The organism is Kribbella sp. NPDC031520, from assembly GCF_055580825.1.
This window is the reverse complement of record NZ_JBVIKS010000003.1, coordinates 198,342-213,535: the sequence shown is the minus strand read 5'-3', so window position 1 is coordinate 213,535 and position 15,194 is coordinate 198,342. Positions and strand designations below refer to the sequence as shown.

The 15,194-nt window shown below is 69.6% G+C and carries 18 protein-coding genes; 14 read left to right on the top strand and 4 right to left on the bottom strand.

Annotated features, from left to right (window positions below):
• Window positions 1-75 precede the first annotated feature (75 nt).
• From ACZ5BU_RS16420 to ACZ5BU_RS16390, 7 genes are read left to right on the top strand one after another with little or no spacing between them, the layout of a single operon-like run.
• Window positions 76-1,353: a CpaF family protein gene (locus ACZ5BU_RS16420; protein ID WP_465699661.1), complete on the top strand. Its 1,278-nt coding sequence runs from the start codon at window positions 76-78 to the stop codon at window positions 1,351-1,353.
• Window positions 1,353-2,213 carry a type II secretion system F family protein gene (locus tag ACZ5BU_RS16415; protein ID WP_465699659.1) on the top strand — a complete coding sequence of 287 codons (861 nt, stop codon included), beginning with the start codon at window positions 1,353-1,355 and terminating at the stop codon, window positions 2,211-2,213. Before ACZ5BU_RS16420 ends, ACZ5BU_RS16415 begins: the two co-directional genes overlap by 1 nt.
• The gene (locus tag ACZ5BU_RS16410; protein ID WP_465699657.1) at window positions 2,210-3,148 is read left to right on the top strand and encodes a type II secretion system F family protein; all 939 of its coding nucleotides are present in this window, start codon (window positions 2,210-2,212) and stop codon (window positions 3,146-3,148) included. The genes ACZ5BU_RS16415 and ACZ5BU_RS16410 overlap by 4 nt, the downstream gene beginning before the upstream one ends.
• Before the next feature lie 14 nt (window positions 3,149-3,162).
• Window positions 3,163-3,360 carry a hypothetical protein gene (locus ACZ5BU_RS16405; protein WP_387663912.1) on the top strand — a complete coding sequence of 66 codons (198 nt, stop codon included), beginning with the start codon at window positions 3,163-3,165 and terminating at the stop codon, window positions 3,358-3,360.
• Window positions 3,360-3,746 carry a TadE family protein gene (locus ACZ5BU_RS16400; RefSeq protein ID WP_465699655.1) on the top strand — a complete coding sequence of 129 codons (387 nt, stop codon included), beginning with the start codon at window positions 3,360-3,362 and terminating at the stop codon, window positions 3,744-3,746. The genes ACZ5BU_RS16405 and ACZ5BU_RS16400 overlap by 1 nt, the downstream gene beginning before the upstream one ends.
• On the top strand, window positions 3,743-4,204 hold the full coding sequence (locus tag ACZ5BU_RS16395; protein WP_465699654.1) for a TadE/TadG family type IV pilus assembly protein: 462 nt from the start codon (window positions 3,743-3,745) through the stop codon (window positions 4,202-4,204). Before ACZ5BU_RS16400 ends, ACZ5BU_RS16395 begins: the two co-directional genes overlap by 4 nt.
• Window positions 4,205-4,233: 29 nt before the next feature.
• Complete coding sequence (locus tag ACZ5BU_RS16390; RefSeq protein ID WP_465699652.1) at window positions 4,234-4,632, top strand: pilus assembly protein TadG-related protein; 399 nt, start codon at window positions 4,234-4,236, stop codon at window positions 4,630-4,632.
• Here the strand turns inward: ACZ5BU_RS16390 and ACZ5BU_RS16385 are convergent.
• Complete coding sequence (locus ACZ5BU_RS16385) at window positions 4,622-5,425, bottom strand: Rossmann-fold NAD(P)-binding domain-containing protein (protein WP_465699651.1); 804 nt, start codon at window positions 5,423-5,425, stop codon at window positions 4,622-4,624. The two genes, ACZ5BU_RS16390 and ACZ5BU_RS16385, sit on opposite strands and share 11 nt — an antisense overlap.
• A 70-nt stretch (window positions 5,426-5,495) precedes the next feature.
• On the opposite strand from ACZ5BU_RS16385, the gene ACZ5BU_RS16380 reads away from it, so the two are divergent.
• From ACZ5BU_RS16380 to ACZ5BU_RS16370, 3 genes are read left to right on the top strand one after another with little or no spacing between them, the layout of a single operon-like run.
• Window positions 5,496-6,107: a TetR/AcrR family transcriptional regulator gene (locus ACZ5BU_RS16380; RefSeq protein ID WP_465699649.1), complete on the top strand. Its 612-nt coding sequence runs from the start codon at window positions 5,496-5,498 to the stop codon at window positions 6,105-6,107.
• Between the two features lie 16 nt (window positions 6,108-6,123).
• The gene (prfB, locus tag ACZ5BU_RS16375; protein ID WP_465699647.1) at window positions 6,124-7,245 is read left to right on the top strand and encodes a peptide chain release factor 2; all 1,122 of its coding nucleotides are present in this window, start codon (window positions 6,124-6,126) and stop codon (window positions 7,243-7,245) included.
• Window positions 7,229-7,993, top strand: coding sequence for a pentapeptide repeat-containing protein (locus ACZ5BU_RS16370; RefSeq protein WP_465699645.1), 765 nt, complete (start codon window positions 7,229-7,231; stop codon window positions 7,991-7,993). The genes prfB and ACZ5BU_RS16370 overlap by 17 nt, the downstream gene beginning before the upstream one ends.
• On the opposite strand, the gene ACZ5BU_RS16365 is transcribed toward ACZ5BU_RS16370, so the two are convergent.
• Window positions 7,956-9,401, bottom strand: a complete 1,446-nt coding sequence (locus ACZ5BU_RS16365; RefSeq protein WP_465699643.1) for an MFS transporter — start codon at window positions 9,399-9,401, stop codon at window positions 7,956-7,958. The two genes, ACZ5BU_RS16370 and ACZ5BU_RS16365, sit on opposite strands and share 38 nt — an antisense overlap.
• Before the next feature lie 101 nt (window positions 9,402-9,502).
• On the opposite strand from ACZ5BU_RS16365, the gene ACZ5BU_RS16360 reads away from it, so the two are divergent.
• Complete coding sequence (locus ACZ5BU_RS16360) at window positions 9,503-10,387, top strand: helix-turn-helix transcriptional regulator (protein WP_465699641.1); 885 nt, start codon at window positions 9,503-9,505, stop codon at window positions 10,385-10,387.
• On the opposite strand, the gene ACZ5BU_RS16355 is transcribed toward ACZ5BU_RS16360, so the two are convergent.
• A complete protein-coding gene (locus tag ACZ5BU_RS16355) occupies window positions 10,384-11,292 on the bottom strand; it encodes a LysR family transcriptional regulator (RefSeq protein WP_465699639.1) in 909 nt (302 codons plus the stop codon). The genes ACZ5BU_RS16360 and ACZ5BU_RS16355 overlap by 4 nt on opposite strands.
• A 73-nt stretch (window positions 11,293-11,365) precedes the next feature.
• Here ACZ5BU_RS16355 and ACZ5BU_RS16350 point away from each other — a divergent pair, with 73 nt between their 5' ends.
• Window positions 11,366-12,262: an EamA family transporter gene (locus ACZ5BU_RS16350; protein ID WP_465699637.1), complete on the top strand. Its 897-nt coding sequence runs from the start codon at window positions 11,366-11,368 to the stop codon at window positions 12,260-12,262.
• Here ACZ5BU_RS16350 and ACZ5BU_RS16345 read toward each other — a convergent pair.
• The gene (locus ACZ5BU_RS16345) at window positions 12,251-12,883 is read right to left on the bottom strand and encodes a flavin reductase family protein (RefSeq protein ID WP_465699635.1); all 633 of its coding nucleotides are present in this window, start codon (window positions 12,881-12,883) and stop codon (window positions 12,251-12,253) included. The genes ACZ5BU_RS16350 and ACZ5BU_RS16345 overlap by 12 nt on opposite strands.
• Before the next feature lie 33 nt (window positions 12,884-12,916).
• Here ACZ5BU_RS16345 and ACZ5BU_RS16340 point away from each other — a divergent pair, with 33 nt between their 5' ends.
• Both ACZ5BU_RS16340 and ACZ5BU_RS16335 read left to right on the top strand, forming a co-directional pair.
• Window positions 12,917-13,960 (top strand): serpin family protein, encoded by a 1,044-nt coding sequence (locus ACZ5BU_RS16340; RefSeq protein WP_465699633.1) that lies wholly within the window; start codon window positions 12,917-12,919, stop codon window positions 13,958-13,960.
• A gap of 178 nt (window positions 13,961-14,138) precedes the next feature.
• On the top strand, window positions 14,139-15,170 hold the full coding sequence (locus tag ACZ5BU_RS16335; RefSeq protein ID WP_465699631.1) for an expansin EXLX1 family cellulose-binding protein: 1,032 nt from the start codon (window positions 14,139-14,141) through the stop codon (window positions 15,168-15,170).
• Window positions 15,171-15,194: the final 24 nt, after the last annotated feature.

The window sequence follows — 15,194 nt, the reverse complement described above, 5'->3', positions numbered from 1 at the left end:
GTCCGTGTGAGTTGAAAGGATGACCCGCATGGTGACCGAGAGTGGTCGCCGCATGGGATTCACACGGGGAGATCGATGACTGCGGACAGGCTCGACGCGCACCGTTCGAGTTGGAACGGCGCCATCGAGCTGATCGACGCCCAGGTCCGCGACGTGGTCCGCCGGGAGGGGATCGACCCGCTCCGCGACCCCGGCGCCGTGAACGCGATCGTGGCCACCGTCGTCCGGGAGTACGACGAGCGCAGCCTGTCCGGGGTGGTGCCGCCGATCGGTGACCTGGAGGCGGTCAGCCGTGAGGTGCACGACCGGGTCGCGGGCTTCGGGCCGCTGCAGCGCTTCCTGGACGACCCGACCGTCGAAGAGATCTGGATCAACGAGCCAAGTCGCGTCTTCATCGCCCGGGAGGGCCGGCACGAGCTGACCACGACCGTGCTGACCGAGGAGGAGGTCAGCGACCTGGTCGAGCGGATGCTGAAGACCACCGGCCGCCGGATCGACGTGTCCCAGCCATTCACCGACGCCAGGCTGCCGGACGGCAGCCGGGTGCACATCGTCCTCGGCGGCATCACCCAGCGGTACGCCGCGATCAACATCCGCAAGTTCACCGTCCGGGCGACCCGGCTGAGCGACCTGGTCCAGCTCGGTTCGCTGACCCCGCACGCGGCCGCCGTCCTGGAGGCATCCGTTGCCGTCGGCCTCAATGTGCTGGTCTCCGGCGGCACGCAGGCAGGCAAGACCACGATGCTGAACGCGCTGGCCGGTTCGATCCCCGGCAGCGAGCGGGTGATCAGCTGCGAGGAGGTCTTCGAGATCAAGCTGCCGATCCCCGACTGGGTCTCTATGCAGACCCGCCAGGCCGGGCTCGAGGGCACCGGTGAGGTGCGGCTGCGCGACCTCGTCAAGGAATCGCTGCGGATGCGGCCGTCCCGGTTGATCGTCGGCGAGGTCCGCGGCGAGGAGTGTCTCGATCTCCTGCTCGCGCTGAACAGCGGCCTGCCCGGGATGTGCACGATCCACGCCAACTCGGCGCGCGAGGCGCTGACCAAGATGTGCACGCTGCCGCTGCTCGCCGGTGAGAACATCGGCTCCCGGTTCGTGCTGCCGACCGTGGCCGGCTGCGTCGACCTCGTCATCCACCTGGGGGTCGCGGCGGACGGGCGCCGGCGGGTCCGGGAGATCGTCGCGGTGACCGGCCGGGTCGAGGAGCAGGCGATCGAGACCGAGACGCTGTTCTCGACGTACGACGGCTACCTGCGGCGCGCCGAAGGGCAGCTGCCGCACCCGGAGCGGTTCCTGCAGGCCGGGTACAACGTGGCGGGGCTGCTGACCGAGCTGCCACGAGGGGCGGGCTGATGGGGCTGCTGATCGGGCTGTTCTTCGGTGTCGGGCTGCTGCTGATCATCGCGGCGTTCGTGGCGCCGGCCGAGGTGGTGCCGGGCGCGGACGGGCGGTTGCGTGGCCGGAGCCGCGACCTGCTCGCCAGCGCGGGCATCGAAGGGCTGACGCCGGGCGCGTTCCTGGGTGCCTGCGTGATCCTGGCGTTGATCGCGTTCCTGGTCATGTTCGTGGTGTCGAAGACGTTGCCGGTGGCATTGGTGTTCGCCGTGATGGCGGGTTGGTTGCCGGTGGCGCTGGTGCGGTCGCGGGCGCGGAAGCGGCTGTCCGAGTTCCGTGAACTGTGGCCGGACGTGGTCGACAACATCGCGTCGGCGGTGCGGGCGGGCCTGTCGTTGTCGGAGGCGCTGGCCCAGGTGGGTGAGCGCGGGCCGATGCCGTTGCGGGATCCGTTCCGGCGGTTCGGTGCGGACTACGCGTCGACCGGGCGGTTCGCCGAGTCGCTCGACCGGTTGAAGGCGCGGCTGGCCGACCCGGTCGGCGACCGCGTGGTGGAGGCGTTGCGGATCGCCCGCGAGGTCGGTGGCGGCGATCTCGGCCGGTTGCTGCGGTCGCTGTCGTCGTTCTTGCGCGACGACGCGCGGACCAGGTCCGAGCTCGAGTCCCGGCAGTCGTGGTCGGTGAACGGCGCCCGGGTCGCGGTCGCGGCGCCGTGGCTGGTGCTGCTGTTGCTGTCGTTCCAGGGTGACGTCATCCAGCGGTACAACTCGCCGGTCGGTGCGGCGATCATCGCGGCCGGCGCCGTCGTCTGCGTGATCGCGTACCGGGTGATGCTGCGGATCGGCCGGCTGCCCGAGCCCGAACGGGTGCTGCGATGAACCCGATGCTGCTCGGTGGTTTCCTCGGCGCGGTGCTCGGCGCCGGGCTGTTGCTCGTCGTGCTGCGGCTGCCGTTCCTGCGGAAGCCGACCGTGGACGAGCGGATCTCGCCGTACCTGCGGGATCTCGGAGCGCCGGACGTGTTCGTCGGCGTGGTCGACTCGCGGTCGCCGTTCTACGCGATCCTGCGGTTGTTCGGCCCGTCGCTGCGGTCCGCGGCGCGGCGGCTGGAGCGGATCCTCGGCGGTGCGAACACGATTCGCCGAAGACTCCAGCGGGCCGGGCTGGACCGGACGGTCGAGGAGTTCCGGATCGAGCAGCTGCTCTGGGGCGCGATCGCGTTCGGTGCCGGGCTGGTGATCTCGATCGTCGCGGTCGCGGTCGGCCTCGGGGATCCGGTGGCGCTGCTGGTGTTCTGCCTGGTGCTCGGGATCACCGCAGTGCTCGGCCGCGACACGTACCTGACCACCCAGGTACGCCGGCGTGAGCGGCGGCTGCTGGCGGAGCTGCCGACCGTTGCCGAGCTGCTGGCGTTGTCGGTCGCCGCCGGTGAAGGCCCGGCCGCGGCCCTTGACCGGGTCGCGCGGACGTCCCGCGGCGAGCTTGCGAACGAACTGAAACGTGTCCTGGCGGAGACCAGGGCAGGAGAAACCCTGGTCCGCGCGCTCGATGCGCTCGCGGACCGGACCGGGTTGCTGGCGCTGTCGCGCTTCGCGGATGGGCTGGCGGTGGCGCTGGAGCGCGGCACCCCCCTGGCCGACGTGCTGCGCGCGCAGGCCGGTGACATCCGGGAAGCCGGGCGCCGCGAGCTGATCGAGTCCGGTGCCCGCCGCGAGGTCGCCATGATGGTCCCGGTGATCTTCCTGGTCCTTCCGGTGACCATCGCGTTCGCCTTCTACCCGGGCGCTGTCGGAATCCGGCTGATCGCCGGATGAACTGAGGAGAGGTCATGTCCCTGTACCTGACGAGGCTGTTCCTGACGTTGCTGCTGAAGCCACGTCCGGCACGGACCGAGCGCGGCGACGTACCCGGCTGGGTATTGATCACCGTGATGACGGCCGGCCTGGTCGTCGCGATCTGGAAGCTGGCCGGCGACCAGCTCGCCAAGATGCTCAGCGACGCGCTGTCGTCGGTCACCAACAAGTAATGGGCCGGACCCGCGGCGAGCGGGGAGCGGCGGTCGTCGACTTCGTGCTGGTGTCGACCATCCTGGTGCCGCTGTTCCTCGGCATCCTCCAGGTCGGCCTGTTCCTGTACGTACGCAACACTGTGACCGCTGCCGCGTCCGAGGGCGCGCACTACGCGGCCGTGCTCAACCGGGCACCGGCCGACGGTGCCGCCCGGACCCAGGAGCTCATCCATGGCGTGGTCTCGGACAACCTCGTCGACTCGGTGTCGGCGGAAGAGACCGACATCGACGGACAGCCGGGCGTCGTGGTGTCCGTACAGGCGCATATGCCGCCGCTCGGGCTGTGGGGTCCCGGGATCGCGTTCACCGTCCAGGGGCATGCGGTCAAGGAGACCGGCGAGTGACCGCGTGGGTACGACGGCGGCGGGACGAGCGGGGCAGTGCCGTCGTGGAGTTCTCCTGGCTGGCGATCCTGTTGATGGTTCCGCTGGTGTACATGATGCTCGGCGTGTTCGACGTGCAGCGGGCGTCGTACGGCGCGACCGCCGCGACCCGTGCCGCCGGGCGGGCGTTCGTGATCGTCCCGGACGGGGTGTCCGAGGACGAGGCGCGGGCCCGCGCGCTCGCGGCCGCGCGGCTCGCGATGAAGGACCAGGGCATGGAGCTCAGCGACGACGAGCTCACGATCAGCTGCAACCCGGCCTGTCTGCAGCCCGGCTCGACCGTGACGGTCACGCTCGAGACCAAGGTCCGGCTGCCGCTGATCCCGGACGCCCTCGGCGGCGAACCGCCCGCGATCCGGATCAGCGCGTCGCACACCGAGGCGTTCGGCGACTACCGCGAAGCCAAAGGCAACGGATGACCCGTCGCGAGCGTGGCGAAGAGGGCCAGATGACCGTTCTGATCATCGGCTTCACCGTCGTCATCCTGCTGATGGTGGTCGTGGTCACCGATATCTCCAAGGCGTTCCTGGTCCGCCGGGACCTCGACGCCACCGCGGACGGCGCCGTCCTCGCGGCCGCGAACGGGCTCGCCGCGGTCTACGCACAGCCCGGCGCCGGCGGGAACGCCGCGATCGACCCGGACCAGGCCCGCCGGCTGACCGCGGACTACCTCGACGACGTTGCCGCCAGCAACAGATTCGACAACCTGGACTGGTCGGTCGACGTCGAGGGTACGACGGTGACCGTACGGCTCACGTCCACCACCCAGCTCCCGTTCCGCCCGCCGGGCTTCCCCGGTACGGCCGACGTGGCGTCCGAATCCGCCGCGATCGTCCCTATCCGTTGAACAAACCGGGGTTGTCGGCGAGCCAGGTCGTGAACGTACGAGCCGTGTGGCCGGTGAGGAGCTCCACGCCGGGCTCGATGGGGGCGGGCGAACCGACACGGGAGGCCCAGTAGGCCAGCAGCGTCTCGCGCTGGCCCTCGTCGCGCATGCCCATCTCGGCGCGGGCCTGATCCGGGGTGAGCTCGACGGCCTCGATCGGTACGCCGGTGACCGACGCGATCAGTTCGATCTGGTGCCGGCGGGTCATCGACTCCGGGCCGGTCATCGGGTACCCGCGGCCGTCGTGGCCGTTGCCGGGACCGTCGAGCAGGACGCGGACCGCCGCGTCGGCGATGTCGCGCCCGTGGATCGGTGCCTCCTCTGCCTCGAGGTACGGCAGCCGGATCTGACCGGTCGCGCGGAACTGGTACGCCCAGTACTTCGCGTTGCTCATGAACGCGCCGGGCTGGAGCCGGGTCGTCGCGTACGAACCGGCGGCGATCACCTGCTCGGTCTTCGCGTGCGGGTCCTCGGGGCCGCCGAGCGAGGACAGCGACGAGAGCAGGACGACCTGCTTCACGCCGGCCGCCTCGGCCGCGGCCACGAAGGCGGGCGCCGTCGACGTGTCGGAGTACAGGAAGACCTGGCTGATTCCGCTCAGCGCGGGTGCCGGGTCGGCGGCGTCGTACGCGACGGCCGACGGGAGGGCGGAGGGCTCGCGGCTGGCGACGCGGACGTCCTGGCCGGCCTCGACGAGCGAAGCGGTGACGGCCTGGGCGATGGCGCCGCGGCCGCCGGTGACGAGAATCGTCATTTGATGTGCTCCAAAGATGTAGTGACTACAACAATGGAGTCAGTAAAGCAGATCGAGTACAGTCAGCGCAATGGAGTTAGGGCGGCGGGAACGCAAGAAGCAGCAGACGCGGCAGGCCATCTCGGACGTGGCCACCGGGCTGTTCCTCGAGCGCGGGTTCGACGCGGTCACGGTCGCGGAGGTGGCGCGGGCCGCGGATGTCGCCGTACAGACCGTGTTCAACCACTTCCCGGCGAAGGAGGATCTGTTCTTCGACGAGAAGGGGTGGTGGGCCGGGCCGGCGCGGGCGATCCGCGAGGCGCCGGCGGACGCGGAGCCGGTCGGCGTACTCGAGGCGCAGTACCTGCAGGACACGCGGGAGCGGCTGGAGGTCGGCCATCTGGCCACTTGGAAGCGGTTCGCCCGGACGATCGAGGGCAGTCCGGCGCTGCTCGCCAGGCGGCGGCAGATCGCCGAGGAGCTGGAGAGATCGCTCACCGAGGCGCTCGACGAGCGTTCCCCGGATCACCTGAAGAACCGCCTGACCGCGGCTCTGTACGCCGCTGCGCAGAAGGTGCTCGAGGAGAGATTGATGACCGCTCTGCCGGACAAAGCGTCGCCCGCGGAGCTCGACCAGGCGCAGCGAGAGCTGGAGTGGGCAGTCGCCGAGGTCTTCGCCGTTCTTCGTCGCGGACTCAGCTGAGCTAAGCTGCTTGGTTGTGGCTGGACTGGATTTTGACGCGGAGCTGAAACAGCTCGACGCGACGATGACCTCGATCGAGAAAGTGCTCGATCTCCCCGCGTTGCGCAAGGAGATCGACGACCTCGGCGAGCAGGTCGCTGCGCCCGACCTCTGGGACGACCAGGCGAACGCGCAGAAGGTGACGTCGCGACTGTCCAGCCTGCAGGCCGACGTCGAACGGGTCAGTGGCCTGCGCGGCCGGCTCGACGACCTCGGCGCGCTGATCGAGCTGGGCCGCGAGGAGAACGACGCCGACAGCCTGGCCGAGGCGGAGAAGGAGATCGGCTCGGTCGCCAAGGCGATCCAGTCGCTCGAGGTCCGCACGCTGCTGTCCGGCGAGTACGACGAGCGTGAGGCGCTGGTGACGATCCGTTCCGGCGCGGGCGGTGTGGACGCGGCGGACTTCGCCGAGATGCTGCAGCGGATGTACCTGCGGTACGCCGAGCGGCACGGGTACCCGACCGAGGTCTACGACACGTCGTACGCCGAAGAGGCCGGGCTCAAGTCGACCACGTTCGGCGTCAAGGCGCCGTACGCGTACGGCACGCTGTCGGTCGAGTCGGGGACGCACCGGCTGGTGCGGATCTCGCCGTTCGACAACCAGGGCCGCCGGCAGACGTCGTTCGCCGCCGTCGAGGTGGTGCCGGTGCTCGAGCAGACCGACGAGATCGACGTACCGGAAGAAGAGCTGCGGATCGACGTGTACCGGTCCTCCGGTCCGGGTGGGCAGAGCGTCAACACCACCGACTCCGCGGTCCGGATCACGCACCTCCCGACCGGCACCGTCGTCTCCTGCCAGAACGAGAAGTCCCAGCTGCAGAACAAGGCCAGCGCGATGGTCATCCTGAAGGCGAAGCTGCTCGCGCTGAAGAAGGCCGAGGAGCGGGCCCAGATCGACGCCCTGCGTGGTGACGTCCAGGGCTCGTGGGGTGACCAGATGCGGTCGTACGTCCTGCACCCGTACCAGATGGTGAAGGACCTGCGGACGCAGTACGAGTCCGGGAACACCTCCGGGGTCTTCGACGGTGAGATCGACGACTTCATCGAGGCCGGCATCCGCTGGCGCCGGACCGGCCAGACGGTTGCCGAGCACAACTGACCCCCGAAGCAGGCTCAGCGCCGACTGTGGTAACTGCTTCGGCCTCTGCTGCGTCGTACTGACCTTCACGAGGTCGGCGGACTTCGCGATCGACAAGCCCGCCGGTGAACCCTGCCCGAACCTGAGTGACGATCACCGCTGCACGATCCACAGCCAGCTGCTTACCAAGGGGTTTCCGGGCTGCACGGTGTACGACTGCTTCGGCGCCGGCCAGGAGTTGTCCAGGCGTGGGCCGGACATGTTCGCCGCGCTTCCGATCCTGCGCCAGCTGCACGAGCTGCTCTGGTACCTGACGGAAGCCCTTGAATACAACGCGAACGCGCAACCGGCGATCGACCGGGTAGAACGCGTCAGCCGTACGCTGGACCTCGCCGACGTCGACGTTGCCGCGGAGCGGGCCGCCGCCAACGAGATCCTGCTGGAGACCAGCCGGACCGTCCGCGGCAAGCAACCGAAGAAGAAGGAACGCCGCGGCGCCGACCTGATCGGAGCCCGCCTGGCCCAAGCGGAGCTCTCCAAGGCCAACCTCCGCGGCGCCTACCTGATCGCCGCCGACCTCCGCAACGCCGACCTCCGCCAAGCAGACCTGATCGGCGCCGACCTAAGAGACGCAGACCTGCGCGGCGCCGACCTGACGGGTGCACTGTTCGTCACCCAGTCCCAGGTCAACGCCGCGCGCGGCGACCAGACAACCAGACTTCCGCAGGCGCTTACGCGCCCTTCCCACTGGAGCGCAGCTGGTGGGTGACCGGGGTCATCAGTAGGGAGATGGCCGTGATGGCCAGCCCTACCGCTGCCAGCGCGCCGCCCTGGCCCCAGCTACTACTCGCCATCGACAGGTACGCCGTACCTACTGTGGCGGCGCCGAGGGCCAGGCAGGTTTGCTGGGTGGTCAGGAGGATGCCGCTGCCCATACCTGCTTGGGCTGGAGGGACCTGGCTTACTACCACTCCGATGAGCGGGACCATGACCAGGCCGGAGCCTATGCCGCCAATCAGGAGCGGGGCGCCGATCGTGACCGGGGTGACGTGGGGCCACAGAGTCAGCGCTACTACGGCCAGCAGCGCGTAGCCGACTGCCTGGATGATCCAGCCGCGGAGGATGAGGCCCGCGCCGTACCGTTGCTGCAACTTCGGTCCGTAGATCGACGTGATCAAGAACCCGACCGCCAGCGGTAGCAGGCTCAGGCCGCCCTCCAGCGGGCTCATGTGTGCCTCGCCCTGCGTAGCGAGTGCGAAGCAGAACATGAAACCGCCGAACGTCGCGAAGAACGCGACCGCCAGCAGTAGACCGATCCGCATCGCGCGCAGCCGCAGCACCGACGGTGGGATGAGGGGGAGTTCGCCGGAGCGTTCGGCCCGGCGCTGGTGCAGTGCGAGACCCACAGTCGCCGGTACGACGGCCGCAAGGCTCAGCCACGTCCAGAGCGGCCAGCCGAGCGTCCTGCCTTCGGTGAGCGGCAGGAGGAGCAGGACGAGCGGGATCGCGAGCAGGACCGCGCCTACGAAGTCAATGCTCTTCGCCTGGTCGGCCTTGCTCTCCGGGATCACCCGGAGCGCGGCAACGATCGCGATGATGCCGACCGGTACGAAGATCAGGAACACCGCACGCCAGCCGAGGCCGAACAGGTTCGCCTCGATCAGGAACCCGCCGAGGATCTGACCGAGCGCGGCCGCGACACCGTTGGCGACGCCGAACCACGCCATCGCACGCGCCCGGTGCTCGCCGGTCAGCAGGCTGGTGATCGATGCCAGCACCTGCGGCGTGACGGCGGCACCGGAGACGCCCTGGAGTACCCGGGCCGCGAGCAGTACGCCGATCGTCGGGGCGATCGCGCAGATCAGAGCCGTCACGGTGAATCCCGCCAGACCGATCAGGAACATCCGGCGGCGCCCGAAGCTGTCGCCGAGGCGGCCGCCGACGACGAGCAGCGTGGCGACGGCGATGCCGTATCCGCCGACCACGAGCTGTAGCTGACCGGGGTCCGCGCGAAGGTCTTTCCCGATCGCCGGCAGTGAGACGTTGATCATGAAGAAGGACAGCGCCGGAAGCAGGGCGCCGAAGAGCAAGCTGGTGAGGGCCACCGGCCCCAGCCCCGACGCGGCCCGCGACCGGGCGGCGACCGGGAGAGTGGTGGCATGGAGCTGGTCTGTCATGCGACCAGCCTGAGCGCTCCGCGAGCCTGGTGGTGAGAGCCTGGTTATCCTATTACTCGCAGCACCTGGCACCCGGCTCGACGAGTGGTCATGATGGAAGCATGACAGCCGCCACCGACACAACGGCCACTGCAACGGCCACGGCAACGGCAACGGCCCAGCGGCGTGAGCTCGGGCTGTTCCTGCGTAGCCGTCGCGAGCGCATCCGGCCGGACGAGGTGGGCTTCGCGCCCGGCGGCCGGCGGCGGACGCCGGGACTCCGCCGGGAGGAGGTCGCGCTGCTCGCGGGCGTCGGTGTCACCTGGTACACGTGGCTCGAGCAGGGCCGTGACATCAACGTGTCCGCACAGGTCCTGGACGCGATCGCGGCGGCGCTGCGGTTCGACCGGCAAGAGCGGAACCACCTGTTCCGGTTGGCCGGTCTGCACTTCGGCCCGACCCAGGGCGGGTGCTCGGCCGTGCCCCCGTCCGTACTCAAGACGCTCGACGCCGTCTCGCCGTACCCGGCCATCGTGCTGAACACCCGGTACGACATCCTCGCGTTCAACCAGCCGTACTGCCGGGTGATCCTCGACCTCGAGCAGGTACCGGACGAGGAGCGGAACCTGCTCTGGCTGCACTTCGTGTCCGACGCGTGGAAGTGCAACTTCGTCGACGCCGAGGCGACCAAGCACCACATGGTCGCCGCGTTCCGCTCCGCCTCCGGCGAACACGTCGGCGACGTCCTCTGGCAGGACCTGATCCAGGACCTGCTCAGCAACTCGCCGTACTTCGCCGAGCTCTGGCAGCGGTACGACGTGGCCGCACCGAGCACGCGGACGAAGGCGCTGGAGATCGACGGCTACGGGTTGCTCCGGATGGACCCGGTGAACCTGTGGCTCTCGCAGGTCGGGCCGATCCGGGCGACCGTCTACACGGCCTTCGACGAGGAGACCGAGGACAAGCTCCGGCGGATCGTCGATGCACCGGTCGCGACCCCGGCTTAAGCCGTGTCGCGTTGCGGCCAGGCGGCCTTGAGGGTGGCGAGTGTGACGGTGATTGCCGGCCGGCGGGACGTGGTCGTCCGCCAGACGGCGTACAGGCGACGGCTCGGTGCGGGCTGGAGCGGTACGACGACCACGCCGTCCGGGACCGGTCCACGGCCGAGGCGGGGGAGCAGGCCGACGCCGAGGCCGCGCGCGAGCATCGCGAGCTGGGTCTGGTACTCGGCGATCGAGTACGCGACGTCGGGCTCGACGCCGGCGCGGCGCATCGTCCGGATCAGCCACTCGTGGCAGATCGACCCGGCCGGCTGACAGATCCAGCGCTCGCCGACCAGGTCCTCCGCGCGGACGAACTCCTTGCCCGCCAGGCGATGTGAAGCCGGTACGAGTACGTCGGCCGGGTCCACGCCGAGCTTCGCCCGCGACAACCCGTCCGGCAGGCCGAGTGGGGTGTTGTGCCAGTCGTGCACGATCGCGATGTCGAGCTCGCCACGATTCACCGCGGCCACAGCCTCGAACGGATCGGTCTCCACTACCCGGACGTCGAGACCGGGGTGGTCGTCGACCAGTCGCGCGAGCGCCGGCGGCAGCAGCCCGCGCGCCGCGGTCGGGAACGCGGCGATGCTCAGCGTGCCGATCGCCTGCCCGCGCTGCTCCTCCAGCGTGAGCTCGGCATCCTCCACCAGCTCGAGGATCCGGGCGGCTGTGGTCGCCAGCTGCCGTGCCGCGTCGGTCAGCACGATCCCGCGCCCCTGCCGCTCGACCAGCGTGGTCCGCGTCTCTCGCTCCAGCTTCGCCAATTGCTGTGACACCGCGGACGGCGTGTACCCGAGCACCTCGGCCGCGCGGTTGACCGATCCGTATTGGGCGACGGCGTGCAGGGCGCGCAAGCGGCCGAGATCGATCATGTAGCACTCCTACACTGAAGGCGGTAGTAATCGGTGCTGGTCCTTAAGTGTACTCCCGCCGACACTGGTCCGTATGAAGCCTCGTGACCTGCTCCTCGCCCTCGCCGTCGTCGTTGTCTGGGGCATCAACTTCGTCGTCATCGAGGTCGGTCTGGAAGGCGTCCCGCCCTTGCTGCTGTCCGCGCTGCGGTTCTTCTTCGCCGCCGTTCCGGCGATCTTCGTGCTCGGCAAACCGCGCGTCCCGTGGCGGTACGTCGTCGGTGTCGGGCTCGCGCTCGGCGTGGCGAAGTTCGGTCTGTTGTTCATCGCGATGGACCACGGCGTACCGGCCGGGCTGGCGTCGCTGGTCCTGCAGAGCCAGGTGATCTTCACGGTCCTGTTCGCGATCGCCGTACTGCGGGAGCGCCCGCGGCCGGCACAGATCGTCGGCATCGTCATCGCGTGCGTCGGCATCGTGCTGATCGTCCTCGACCAGCACCTGTCGGCGCCGCTCGGCGCGCTCGCGCTGGTGATCGTCGCAGCTGGGTTCTGGGGTGTGTCGAACACGATCACCCGGTACGCCAAGCCGCCGGACACGCTGCGCTTCATGGTGTGGGTCAGCGCGGTGGCCGTCGTACCGCTGCTATTGCTTTCGCTGCTCACCGACGGGCCGCACGCCGACGTCGACGCGGTCCGCGACATCCGGTTGAGCGGTGTCGGAGCGATCGCGTACCTCGCGTTCGCGGCCACGCTGTTCGGGTTCGGTGTCTGGGGTTACCTGTTGCGTCAGTACGACGCCAGTACGGTCGCGCCGTTCTCGCTGCTGGTGCCGGTGGTCGGGATGTCTGCGGCCTGGGTACTGCGTGGTGAGGCGGTCGGTCTGCAGCAGGCGATCGCGGCGGTGCTGGTGATCGGCGGGATGGCGTGCACCGTCGTCCGCCGCCGGACCCCGCGTGCGGCGGAGTCCGGCGAACTGGTTTCAGCCGGCTGACACGGCCATCGGTGGCATCTGCCAGCCGCGGGCGAGCGAGGACGGGTACGCCGGGGCGCCGCCGGCGAAGTACTCGGTGAACTTCATGATCAGCGGATCCCAGCGCAGCGGGTCGATGTAGCGCTCGTTGCTCATCAGCAGGTCCTCGCGGACCCGGACCCGCTCGACCCGCATCTCCAGCGAGCACAGGTGCGAGTCGGGGCCGCCGATCTCGTGGATCGCCTGGATCGTCCCCTCCAGGTTGATCGGGCTCTCCGCAACCCCGTCCAAACCGTTCTCCGAAGCCTCGCGGGTCAGCCCGCCGGCCGCGAACTTGTCCGGCTCGTACCGGTATCCGCGGGCTCGCTTCGACTCGGACATCTCCTCCGACCCGGTCAGCAGCGCGATCCGGTCCAGCGCCGCGACCATGTCCGGATCGACCAGGTTCAGCACGATCTCCGGCCGTTCGGCGAGGTTCTTCACGGTCTGCGCGCTGGTCCCCATCCCGAGCATCGCGGTGTACCCGAGCCACCAGGCGGAGGACATCGGGGCGAGGTTCGTACTGCCGTCGGGGTTGAACGAGCTGATCAGGACGACTGGCGTACCGAAGTACAGGACCTTGGGCTCGACTGTTCGCTTCATGGCTATTGAACGTGGATGCGCGACGATGTGTGAGTGGACGCTGAACAGGTCGGTCGCCTGACCGCACGATGGATCGCCGCGCTGCCGGGCGAGGACAGCACGGTCGTCTCCGGGCTGGGCGTACAGCCGTTGCTCGCGATGCTGGCCGAGGTCGCGGACGAGCCCGCCCACACCGAACTGGTCGCGGCAGCCGGCGAGCGGTACGGCGGTCTGCTCGAGGTGCCGGGTCTGCGGATGGCGCTCGGGCTGTGGACGCGGCCGGAGCTCTCGCTACAGCCGGGTGTCGACCGGTTCGTGCCGCCCGAGGTACTTGGAACGTTGACGGATCAAGCCGCGCTGGACGCGTGGGTGGTCGAGCGTACGGACGGGCTGCTGCAGCGGATGCCGGTCGAGCTGACGCCTGACGTACTGCTCGTGCTGGCGTCGGCGCTGGCGTTGAAGACCGAGTGGGAGCTGCCGTTCAACGAGTACCCGCGGGGCGATGGGCGGTGGTTGAGCCGGACCGACGACGACCTGGACAGCCTCCGAGTCCATGACACGGCGGCGGGGCCGTTGACTGTGGTCACGGTGCGAGGAGTCGGGGAGTTCGACGTACGGCTCGTGGTCGGCGACGGCGGACGGGCGGCCGTGCTGAGTGCGGCGTTCTCGTTGGACGAGGGGATGCCTGGGGCCGAGGTGCTCGCCGCGGAGCGGTCCGCGCCCGGCGTCGAGGTGATCGAATCGATGCGGCCTGCGGTGATCCTTTCGCTGCCGTACTTCGAGATCGACGCGGACCACGACCTGCTGCAGCACCCGGACGTGTTCGGGCTGACGGCGGCGTCCGACAAGAGCCGGGGGCACTTTCCGGGGCTGAGCCCGCAGCCGCTGGCGATCGACCAAGCGCGGCAGGCGGTGATGGCCCGGTTCTCCGCGACCGGGTTCGAGGCCGCCGCGGTGACCGCGATGGCGACGGCCGCGGGTGCGGCCCCTGTCTTCAACGAAAAGGCGCTGTACGTGAACCTCGACCGCCCGTTCGGCTTCGTCGCACTGCACCGGCCGACAGGCGTACCGGTGGTCGCGGGCTGGGTGAACTACTAGGTGCGTGAGTAGGGCGGCAACCTTCTGCGGAGCTGCGGCAACTGAGGGGCGAACCTGGGTCCGGATCAACGACGACCAGCCCCAGTTCGGCGGCAGCGCGGGCCTATGTCGGCAACCTTTTCGCCGCCGGCGGCAACTGGGCTGTGGAACGTCGACTCGATCTACCGAACGGATGGACATGAGCACAACGAAGCACGGCCCAGCGCAGCCGCCGCGCAAGCACCGGCGGGCAGTTGGTATCACGCTGACGCTGCTCGCCGTCGGTGTTGTGGTCTGCCTGGCCGCCGCCCTCCTTGCCGGGGGCAGCGCCGGCCTCAGGCGTACCGCCGACGTATCGGCCGCCTCGGCGGGCGTCCCGGCCGATTCCGGCTCTCCGACCGCGACGGCCGACACCACGACCGCACCGACGCAGCCGCCGGTCACGACCGCAAGGACGCATCCAACGGCCACGACCGCACCGACGCGGCGACCGATCACAACCGCACCGACAGGGCGGCCGGTCACGAGTCGACCGCCCGCGCCCCGCGGCACCCCGACCCCCGCCGCTGCCAGCACCCGGCCCACGACGACGCGCACGGCGTCCGGAGGATCCTTGGCGGGACGGATCAAGCCCGCCGTTCGCTACAAGGGCGTCGCGACCGCGTACGCCGCGGGTGACGGGAACGGCGCTTGCCTCTACGGCCCGTCCGACGACCTGATGATCGCGGCGATGAACGAAACCGACTACGAGTCGGCCAAGGCATGCGGGGCGTACGTGCTGGTCCGCGCCGCCAACGGGGCCTCCATCACGGTGCGGATCGTCAACGAGTGCCCCTGGCCCTGCGCACCCGGGCAACTCGACCTCAGCCAACAGGCCTTCGCGAAACTCGCCGACCTGTCCGTCGGCCGGCTTCCGATCACCTGGACGCTGCTGAGTCCCGCCACGTCCCGCACGATCTCCATCCGGTACAAGACCGGGTCCAGTCAGTGGTGGTGCGGCATCCAGGTGATCGGCCACCGCAACCCGGTGGCCATACTCGAGGTCCGGACCGCCAAAGGCTGGCGAAAGCTGCCGCGCACCGGCTACAACTACTTCCTCGCCGCCGACGGCAATGGATGCGGCAAGGAGATCAGAGTCACCGACATCTACGGCGAGCAACTGACCATCGGCGGGATCGCGCTCGAACCGGACGTCGCGCAGCCGACCCGGGTCCAGTTCGCCCGGCATTGACCACTACGCTCGAACCGATTGTCA